Source organism: Methanospirillum sp., from assembly GCF_035406105.1.
GTDB lineage: Archaea > Halobacteriota > Methanomicrobia > Methanomicrobiales > Methanospirillaceae > Methanospirillum.
Map to the genome: position 1 here is coordinate 1 of NZ_DAONKG010000298.1, position 2,291 is coordinate 2,291.

Annotated in this window: 2 protein-coding genes; one reads left to right on the plus strand and one right to left on the minus strand. The window is 48.4% G+C overall.

Features of this window, described 5'->3' with window-relative positions:
- The coding region (locus tag PLA23_RS12640) for a response regulator (protein ID WP_324475409.1) at positions 1-1,824 on the minus strand (1,824 nt) is incomplete at its 3' end.
- Positions 1,825-1,933: 109 nt separating this feature from the next.
- Here PLA23_RS12640 and PLA23_RS12645 point away from each other — a divergent pair.
- On the plus strand, positions 1,934-2,291 hold a 358-nt coding region (locus PLA23_RS12645; protein WP_324475410.1), incomplete at its 3' end, for a DUF2178 domain-containing protein.

Here is a 2,291-nt window from a genome sequence, read left to right on the forward strand (position 1 = left end):
AATTGTGGAGAACCTGAGCTGTTCCTGCTTGGATACCAGCTGGGAGGCCATGGTTATCTCTTTATCCGGCCTATGCGATCTGGCCAGGAGGGCATAGACTCCCCGGTTGCAGAAGGTGAGTTTTCCATTCGTATCAGCTTCAAACAGAGGCTCTGGCAGCAGATCTGCCATTTCACGAAACCTTCGTTCACTCTCGATCAGGGCCTGTTCCTGCATCCGCTGACTAGTTTTATCTCGGATGAGCAGGAGGACTGCATCCTCTCCGGCATGCGAGATGGGAACCGTGATAAGTTCACCATAGATCATTCTGCCGCTTTTCGTCTTAAGAAATCCTTCACCAGCCCGGGGACTCTTCTCCCGTTCCTTGGTTTTGAGAATCTCATGAAACCAGTTCTGCAGATCGGTATCAAGAAAGTCCTGCAGGGGCTGGTTGAAAAAGACCTCCGGGTTGTCAACCTCAAAGAGAGCGTTCGCTGCCGGATTCATATATACGACGGTATTCCCTGATAAAATTGCAATCGCATCAGGGGATGTCTCTGAGAGCTGCATGTATCGCTCTTCACTCTCAATGAGTGCGTCCCGCAGTGCTTCTTCTGCTTCAATTCGAGAGATGACATTTCCAAGCTGGGATACAACTCCTTCAAGCGGACCTCGTAATTCATAAGGAACTTCGATCAGCTGATCTGATGCCAGGATGAACCAGCCGGTAACCTCCTCATACCGCAGAATCGGAATAAAGGCAAGAGCAGTAAATCTGGTTTCATACCGGAGCAGATCAGTCATACTCATGTAGAGCGGATCATCGGTATTGAGGATCCATTTCCTCCCGTTCCTTGAAAATTCCTCATATAGTCGGTGTAATGCTGCCCTGTACGGCCCCTGGTCAAGGAAAGGAGATATTCTTCCCGAACTCTGGGTATACATATAGACCGCTCCGGTCTCAAGACCGCTAATCTCGATGGCCGCAGTCAGAGAATATCTGAGTGCTGATTCCAGGGTTGAGCAACTGGCAAGTGAAAGCCCCAGTTCCCGAAGGATAGCCCCCTGTCGGTCACTCTCCTTTTGCCTGGACACATCTCTCCCGACCGCCTGGATCTCCTGGATGTCAAACCGGTCGTTGAATATGACTCTGATAATCCAGCTGTGCCAGATCGTCCTTCCATGACCTGCCTGAAATGGAAGTTCCAGTTGTGCAACCGGGTTATCAGGATCGCAAAGAGATATGGCATCTTCGATCTCTCTCTGATGATCAGGATAGAGGGAAAAAAAAGTCATTCCTTTCAGAGTCTCGAGTGAGATCTGGAGACTCTTTGGAAAGGCGGAATTGACAAAGACAATCACACCATCTGCATCCATCCTGCAGACAAACTCAGTCATGTCCTCTACAACCGCCCGGTACCGGCGCTCTTTCTCGATGAGTGACTGTTCAGCCCTGAATCGTCCGACACCTGTACGGATATAATGCGCGAGTTCAGCAAAGAGTTCCTCAGGATTTCCTCCCTTCTTTATGTAAAAGTCTGCCCCGGCGTTGATTGCTTCCATGGCCACATCTTCATGACCCTTACCGGTGAAGATGATGATTGGTATATCGGTGTTCATCTGCCTGATCTCTTTTAATAGAACAATCCCGTCAATATCAGGCATCTCATAATCGATGATCAGGCAGTCAAATTCGAACAGATCCTCCCTGGTAAGGGCATCAGCACCCGAATTACAGATATCAACTCCGATAGAATGGACAATGGAGAGATAGTCCCGGATTGCCTGGAGCATCCCCGGTTCATCATCTACAAAGAGAACCCGTATCGGAGGGTCAGATATCATTTTTTCACCTGCATACTTCATCAGACTGCCCGATTGGAATTTCGCCAGATATTATGACAAATATACTTATCCTCTCCGGGGTAGATACACTAATCCGTTACAAAGCATTATGAAGCAATACACATATTTCCTTCTCCTTGGTGTCATCGCAGTTCTTGAAGTCGGGATATTTTTCTGGTCCGTTGAAAACCTTGAACCACTCGTAATGACCGGTGCGGTCATTATCGGGGTTCTTGCAGCGTGGATTTCACGGCAGATGGTCGATGATGTGATCACTGATGAACGTTCTCACCTGATTACTGAGAAAGCATCACTTCGAACCCTTCAGGTCATGGGTATCACGCTCTTCTCCTATGCCCTTGGAGGTGTTGTTATCAGTATCGGGGGGGAGACGTTTGGACCTTTCTCGTACCAGATAGCCAGATTTTCCTTTCTCCTCATGTTCATCGTCTTTCTGATGATAATTG